The 6,932-nt window shown below is 70.9% G+C and carries 8 protein-coding genes; 4 read left to right on the top strand and 4 right to left on the bottom strand.

Annotated elements, in window-relative coordinates; all coding sequences use genetic code 11:
• The first annotated feature begins 18 nt into the window (after positions 1-18).
• The gene (locus QZV94_RS07930) at positions 19-165 is read left to right on the top strand and encodes a GxxExxY protein (RefSeq protein ID WP_367254193.1); all 147 of its coding nucleotides are present in this window, start codon (positions 19-21) and stop codon (positions 163-165) included.
• A 38-nt stretch (positions 166-203) separates the two neighbouring features.
• Here QZV94_RS07930 and QZV94_RS07925 read toward each other — a convergent pair whose 3' ends face one another.
• On the bottom strand, positions 204-899 hold the full coding sequence (locus tag QZV94_RS07925; RefSeq protein ID WP_293677270.1) for an HAD family hydrolase: 696 nt from the start codon (positions 897-899) through the stop codon (positions 204-206).
• 213 nt (positions 900-1,112) lie between these two features.
• On the opposite strand from QZV94_RS07925, the gene QZV94_RS07920 reads away from it, so the two are divergent.
• On the top strand, positions 1,113-2,168 hold the full coding sequence (locus tag QZV94_RS07920; RefSeq protein WP_293677269.1) for a response regulator: 1,056 nt from the start codon (positions 1,113-1,115) through the stop codon (positions 2,166-2,168).
• On the opposite strand, the gene QZV94_RS07915 is transcribed toward QZV94_RS07920, so the two are convergent.
• The 3 genes from QZV94_RS07915 to QZV94_RS07905 are packed head-to-tail and all read right to left on the bottom strand — an operon-like array spanning position 2,165 to position 4,019.
• Positions 2,165-2,410: a DUF1272 domain-containing protein gene (locus QZV94_RS07915; RefSeq protein WP_293677268.1), complete on the bottom strand. Its 246-nt coding sequence runs from the start codon at positions 2,408-2,410 to the stop codon at positions 2,165-2,167. The two genes, QZV94_RS07920 and QZV94_RS07915, sit on opposite strands and share 4 nt — an antisense overlap.
• A 59-nt stretch (positions 2,411-2,469) precedes the next feature.
• Complete coding sequence (locus tag QZV94_RS07910; protein WP_293677267.1) at positions 2,470-2,907, bottom strand: DUF1330 domain-containing protein; 438 nt, start codon at positions 2,905-2,907, stop codon at positions 2,470-2,472.
• A complete protein-coding gene (locus QZV94_RS07905; protein WP_293677266.1) occupies positions 2,904-4,019 on the bottom strand; it encodes a serine hydrolase in 1,116 nt (371 codons plus the stop codon). Before QZV94_RS07905 ends, QZV94_RS07910 begins: the two co-directional genes overlap by 4 nt.
• Positions 4,020-4,144: 125 nt before the next feature.
• Here QZV94_RS07905 and carA point away from each other — a divergent pair, with 125 nt between their 5' ends.
• Both carA and dnaG read left to right on the top strand, forming a co-directional pair.
• Positions 4,145-5,311: a glutamine-hydrolyzing carbamoyl-phosphate synthase small subunit gene (carA, locus tag QZV94_RS07900; RefSeq protein ID WP_293677265.1), complete on the top strand. Its 1,167-nt coding sequence runs from the start codon at positions 4,145-4,147 to the stop codon at positions 5,309-5,311.
• A 106-nt stretch (positions 5,312-5,417) separates the two neighbouring features.
• Positions 5,418-6,920: a DNA primase gene (dnaG, locus tag QZV94_RS07895; protein WP_293677292.1), complete on the top strand. Its 1,503-nt coding sequence runs from the start codon at positions 5,418-5,420 to the stop codon at positions 6,918-6,920.
• The last annotated feature ends 12 nt before the right edge of the window (positions 6,921-6,932 follow it).

Raw genomic sequence — 6,932 nt, 5'->3', positions numbered from 1 at the left:
TTCGTTTGCTACGAGCGGATCATCGTAGAACTGAAGTCTGCGCGCGCGATCGCGCCCGAGCATCGGGCGCAGTTGATCAACTACCTGCGCGCATCCGGCCTTCGGCTTGGGCTGCTGATCAACTTCGGTGCGCCGAGCGCCCAAATCGAGCGCTTCGCGCTCTGAATAATCCGTGGAAATCGGTGAAATCCGTGGTTCCAACCTTAGCCGAGTCCCCGCACCCACGCCGGCAGGCCGGAGATGCTGGGGAGTTCGGTGCAGCGGGGGTGGTCGGCTGGGGGGTCGGCGAGTTCGTGGGCCCAGGTGATGGAGTAGGGGACGTACGCGCCCCAGCAGCCGGCTTCCAGCGCCGGGAGGATGTCGGAGCGCATGGAATTGCCGCACATCACCGCCTCCGCCGCGCCGGTGCCGTGGCGGTCGAACACGCGGACGTAGGTGGCGGCGTCCTTCTCGCTGACGATCTCGACGGCCGCGAACAGGTCGCCGAGGCCCGAGGCGGCCAGCTTCTGTTCCTGGTGCAGCAGGTCGCCCTTGGTGATCAGCACCAGGCGGTAGTGCTGGGAAAGCTCTGCCAGGGCGTGTTCGACCCCCGGCAACGGCTCCACCGGCTCCTGCAGCATCTCGCGCCCCGCCGCCAGGATGTCGGCGATCAGCCGGCCCGGGGGCGCGTTGCCGGTGAGCTCCATGGCCGTCTCGATCATCGACAGGGTGAAGCCCTTCACCCCGTAGCCGTCGAGCCGTAGGTTGCGCGCCTCCACCTCGGCCAGCTTGGCGTCCAGCACGGTGGCTGGGGCGTGGCCGGCCATCAGGCCGCGCAGGCGATCCTGGGTCAGGCGGAAGATCGTCTCGTTGTGCCAGAGTGTGTCGTCGGCATCGAGGCCGACCGTCGTGATGCGCATGCGCGCTCATACGGCCCCGCGGGGCGGCTGCGCAATCGTCGGGCGCCTGCTGCCAGCCGCCAGGGCGCCGATGCGGATTTCCTGGGGTGGAGGGGGAATGTCACCGTTAAGCAGGCTGCCATCCGCATCCTGGCGGCCGGCGATTCGGAGGCGGCGATGGGAGCGGGCGGACTAAGGAGTTGGGCCGCGCGACTGTTCGGTGGCGGCGCAGTTGTGCAGGCGCGCGCCGAGGCTGCCCTGGCTGAAGCCCGCCTGCGCGACGTGATCGACGCGATCCCCGAGGGCGTGGTGTTCCTCGACGCGGAGGGCCGCTACGTCCTCTGGAACCGCCGCTACGCCGAGATCTACCACCGCTCCGCCGACCTGTTCCGCGAGGGCGCGAGCTTGCTAGACACGCTGCGAGTGGGCGTGGCGCGCGGGGACTATCCCGACGCCGTCGGCCGCGAGGAGGCCTGGCTCGCCGCCCGCGCCGCCAAGCTCGCCACCGCCACCGGCGACCGCCACGAGCAGCAGGTGGCCGACGGACGTTGGCTGATGATCGAGGAGCGGCGGACGTCGGACGGCGGCGTCATCGGCCTGCGGGTCGACATCACCGAACTGAAGCGCCAGGCCGCCGCGCTGGAACAGGCGCTGGCTCATGCTGCGGCGGCCCAGCGCGCCAAGGCCGAGTTCCTCGCCGACATGAGCCATGAACTGCGCACGCCGCTTAACGGCGTGGCGGGGCTGGCCGAGGCGCTCGACGCCACCGACCTGGCGCCGGCCCAGCGCGTGCTGGTGGCCGACATCCGCGCTGCGGCGCGCCAGTTGGACCGGCTCGTCAACGGCCTCCTGGACTACGGCGATGCCGACCTCGCGCCGGAGACGAGCGGCGGGGCGCCGGACCGGCCGGTGCGCGTGCTCGCCGCCGACGACAACCCCACGAACCGCAAGGTCATCGCGCTGATGCTGGAGGCGGCCGGCTGTCAGGTGGTGACGGTCGAGAACGGTTTCGAGGCGGTGGAGGCCTGGCGCAGCGGCGGGTTCGACGTGGTGCTGATGGACCTGCGAATGCCGGTCACCGACGGGCTATCGGCGATCCGGGCGATCCGGGCGGAGGAGCAGGCGGAGGGTCGCCCGCGCACGCCCACGATCGTGCTCTCGGCCAATACCAGCCCCGACGACCGGGCCGCCAGCGCGGCGGCGGGGGCGGACGGCCACCTGCCCAAACCCATCCGCGTGGAGGCGTTGCTCGCGGCCATGGGCGCGGCGCTGGAGCCGCTGGACGCTTAGGCGGCGCACGCCTTGTGAGGCTTCGTCACGCGCTCGGTCGAGGCTGGGAAGCGCGCCAGCGCCGCCGGCGGGCGGATCGGGCGCGCGACCAGGTTGCCCGAGCAGTTGGGACAGGTCCCGCCCAGGCGCGTCTCCGCGCAGTCGGCGCAGAAGGTGCACTCAAAGGTGCAGATGCGGGCGAGGGGGCTGTCGGCCGGCAGATCGCGGTCGCAGCACTCGCAGTTCGGGCGGAGCGCTAGCATGGCGGCGTTTTCCCGCGGATGGGCGCCGGCCGAAATGCCAAAACGCCCTCGTTTTCCGCCTAGTGTCCGAGGTCTCCGTCGCCCGCCAGCGGCGACAGGCACAGGAGCCGCGAGTCCGCCACGGCGGCGGTGCGATGCGGCACGACTTGCTCGCGGTAGTGCGGGTCGCGCACCATGTCGATGAAGGCCTGCGTGCTAGGATACTCGGCGATGAACGCCAGCTCCCACCCCTCCGACGCCGGCCCGGTCACCATGACCTGCGGCACGCCCGCCCAGACCTGGCGGGCGCCCAGCTTCTCGAACACGGGGCCGATCGCGCGGCCGTAGGCCCGGTAGGCATCCGCCCCGGACAGGTCGCGCCCGTGGTCGGGGTGGCCCTCCGGATACTCCGCCCTCGGTTTCAGCCGGATCAGGTTCAGCATCTGGATCGGCTGGTCGCGCGGCAGGCCCTTGAAGACCTCCCAGGCCTGGCGGTCGGGGTCGCTGTAGCTGGTCATTTTCCCTCCTGAACTGCGGGCGGCGCCAGGGACGGGATCAGGTCCCGCACCACCGTAGCGGCGGCGGCGTCGCCGCCCATGCTGTCGCCCGCGTTGGCGACCACCAGGACGCCGTTGCCGCTCTGCGGCAATAGGACCACGAGCGCGTACCAGGCGCCGTCCGAACCGGCGTGGGTCAGCGCCGGGCCCTGGCGGCCCATGATCTTCTTGCCGACCCCCCAGCCCAGGCCGGAGCCGAACCCCCCGTCGTGGCCGCTCTGCAGGCGGCGATAGGACTCGGGCCGCAACAGTCGGCCGTGGCCCTGCGCTCCGGCGAGTTGATCCACACAGAAGCGCGCCCAGTCGCTCAGCGACATCGAGGCTCCTCCCGCGGGATCCAGCATCGGCGGGTTCGGATCGAACTTCTGCAGCGCGACGCGACCGTCCACATGCCCCACCGGCCCCGGCCCGCGCCATGGCAGGAATCGGACGGAGGTCATGCCCAGCGGCCTGAACAGCTTCTGGACCATCAGCTCTTCGTAGGGCTTGCCGCCGACGCGCTCGGCGATGACCCCGGCGATCAGGAACCCGGTGTTCGAGTAGCGGGGCTCATCGCGCGCCGGGCCGGCCGGCGTCTCGGCGAGCGCGCGGGTGATGTAGGCCAGCCGCTGCGCGGCGGGCGGGCGCGGGTCGTCGTAGAGGCTCTTGAAGTAGGCTTCGTCGCCCAGGTTCTCGGGCAGGCCGGCGCGGTGCGACAGCAGGTCCTCCAGGGTCGCGGTGCGGTACGCCGGCTGCATGCCGGCGGCCAGGTCGGGCAGCATCTGGGCCAAGGGCGTCGTCCACGACAGCTTGCCCTCGTCGACCAGCCTCGCGACCAGGGTCGCGGTCATGGCCTTGCCGTCGGAGCCCAGCAGCCAGCGGTCGCCGGGCCGCACCGGATCCGCCTCGCCCAGGCGGCGCACGCCGCGCACAGCCGGTGCGCTCGCCTGGCCCGCGCGGATCACCAGTGCGCCCATGGCCGGGACCTTGGCGTCCGCCATGGCGTGGGCCAGCGCCGCCTCGAGGTCCGCTGGCGCGGCGTGGGCAGCGACCGGCGCGAACAGGAGCGCGAGAGCCACGAGCAGGTGTTTCATCGCACGGCCATTGACCTATCCCCCCGATGGGCTCCAGTGAAAACGCCGCAAGCTTCCGTGCATTGACCCGCCCCGGGCTGACCACTAGGTACGCGGCCGTTTGCCCTCACCGTAAGGATTCTCCCATGAGCCGTGATCTGCTGCCTGGCGTCACCGGTGTTCTGGTGCTGGCCGACGGGACCGTGTTGCAGGGCGCCGGCGTCGGCGCGGTGGGCGAGGCGGTGGGCGAGGTGTGCTTCAACACCGCCATGACCGGCTACCAGGAAATCCTGACCGACCCGTCGTACATGGCCCAGATCGTGGCCTTCACCTTCCCGCACGTGGGCAACGTGGGGACCAACATCGAGGACCGCGAGCAGATGTCTGGCTCGGCGGAAACTGCCGCGCGGGGTGCGATCTTCCGCGACCTGCCGACCCCGCCGGCCAACTGGCGGTCGGACTCGGACCTGGCGAGCTGGATGGCCCGGCGCAGCGTCATCGGCCTGGCCGGCGTCGACACCCGCGCTCTGACCCGTGCGATCCGCGAGAAGGGCATGCCGCACGCGGTCATCGCCCACAATCCGGACGGGAAGTTCGACCTGGACGCGCTCGCCGCCAAGGCCGCCGCCTGGTCGGGCCTGGAAGGCCTGGATCTGGCCAAGGACGCCTCCTGCCTGCAGCCGTTCGTCTACGACGAGGGGCTGTGGTCGTGGCCGGAGGGCTACGCCAAGCCGGGGACGCCCAAGTACGAGGTTGTGGTCGTGGACTACGGCGTGAAGCGCAACATCCTGCGGGCGCTGACTTCGGTGGGCGCGCGCGTGACGGTGGTGCCGGCCTCGACCTCGGCCGAGGCGATCCTGGCGCGCAACCCGGACGGCGTGCTGCTCTCCAACGGCCCCGGCGACCCGGCCGCGACCGGTGAATATGCGGTGCCGGAGATCCAGAAGCTGGTCGCCAGTGGCAAGCCGGTCTTCGGCATTTGCCTGGGCCACCAGATGCTGGCGCGCGCCTTGGGCGCCGCAACGGTGAAGATGGACCAGGGCCACCACGGCGCGAACCACCCGGTGAAGGACCTGACCACTGGCAAGGTCGAGATCGTGTCCATGAACCACGGCTTCACCGTCGATCGCGACAGCCTGCCCGAGCCGGTGATGGAAACCCACGTCTCCCTCTTCGACGGCACCAACGCCGGCCTGGCCCTCAAGGACCGCCCCGTCTTCTCCGTCCAGCACCACCCCGAGGCATCGCCCGGCCCCACGGACAGCCTCTACTTGTTCGAGCGGTTCGCGGGCCTAATGGACGCCGCGAAGTAGGACCCACGTCCAAATCTGCCACATCCACAGCCTATCAACAGCCTCGTCCCAATTGCGCCCACAGGCCACCTAGTGGGCCAGCTGCCAAGGACGACAGGTGAGTCGGATGGTCGGCAGGTTTGACGAGCGGTTTCTGGAGGAGATCAAAGGGCGGTTGCGGCCGTCCGATGTGATCGGCCGGACTGTGAAGCTGCGCAAGCAGGGCCGCGAGTACGTGGGCCTGTCGCCGTTCCAGAAGGAGAAGACCCCGTCGTTCTACGTGAACGACGACAAGGGCATGTTCTTCGATTTCTCGTCGGGCAAGACGGGCGACCTGATCACCTTTTTGCAGGAGACCGAGCGTCTCTCATTCTCGGAGGCCGTGGAGCGGCTGGCGGGGGAGGCGGGCGTGCCCCTGCCGGCCGTCGACCCGCGCGGGGCCGAGCAGGAGAAGGTGCGCCAGGGGCTGGCCGACTGGCTGGAGCTGGCGGCGCAGTGGTTCGAGGGCGAGCTGAAACGGCCGGCCGGGCGCGAGGCCCGCGCCTATCTTGAAGGCCGCGGCCTGCCGGAGAGCGAATGGAGCCGCTTCCGCCTGGGCTTTTCACCTGGCGGTCGGACGGCGCTGAAGGACTACCTCGTCGCCAAGGGCGCCCGGCCAGGCGAGCTGGTTGAGGCAGGCCTCCTGATTGCGCCGGAGGAGGGCGGGGCCCCCTACGACCGGTTCCGCGACCGGATCATGTTCCCGATCCTGAACTCGCGGGGTGGGGTGATCTCGTTTGGCGGCCGGGCGATGGATCCGCAGGCCCGCGCCAAGTACCTGAACGGCCCGGAAACGGTGGTCTTCCACAAGGGCCACCAGCTCTATGGCCTCTCCGAGGCCCGCAAGATCATCGCCGCCGCCAAGGCCGACGAGGCCCCGCCGCTGGTGGTGGTCGAGGGCTACATGGACGTCATCGCCTGCCAGCGCGCCGGCGTCGCCGCTGTGGCCGCCATGGGCACCGCGCTGGGTGAGGAGCAGATGGAGGTGCTGTGGCGGCACCATCCCGAGCCGACGCTGTGCCTTGACGGCGATCGCGCCGGGCAGGCGGCTGCGGCGCGCGTGCTGGACCGGGCGCTGCCGCTGCTCAAGGCCGGCCGCAGCCTGCAGTTCGCCATCGTGGAAGGCGGCAAGGATCCCGACGACGTCCTGCGCGAGCAGGGCGCGGCGGTGCTGAAGGCCCAGTTGACGCGGACGACGCCGTTCGTCGAGGCCCTGTTCCGCCGCGAGCGCGAGGCGGCCGAGCCGCTCGACACGCCGGAGCGAAAGACGGCTCTGAAGGCCAGCCTGCGCAAGCTGGCGGCGACCATCGCCGATCCGGATCTGGCCGCCGCCTACAAGGAGGACCTGCTCGCCCGCTACGAGGCGCTGTGGCCCACCCGCCAGCCGGTCTACACGGTGGGCGGCGCGGCGCGCGAGATGTCGCGCGCCCGCTGGGACAAGCGCCGCCCGGTCCTCACGGGGGCTACGCCGGAGACCAAGGAAATCACCGAGCGGACGCGCCACGCGCCCAGGTGGCTCTCCGCCGCCCTGGCCGTGGCGGCTGTGCGCGATCCCGGCGTGATCGACGATGCGATCAAACGCGTCAGTTAGCACGGGTTCGGC

The organism is uncultured Phenylobacterium sp., from assembly GCF_902826855.1.
GTDB lineage: Bacteria > Pseudomonadota > Alphaproteobacteria > Caulobacterales > Caulobacteraceae > Phenylobacterium.
The sequence above is the reverse complement of the archived record's forward strand: the minus strand, read 5'-3'. Positions and strand labels throughout refer to the sequence as shown.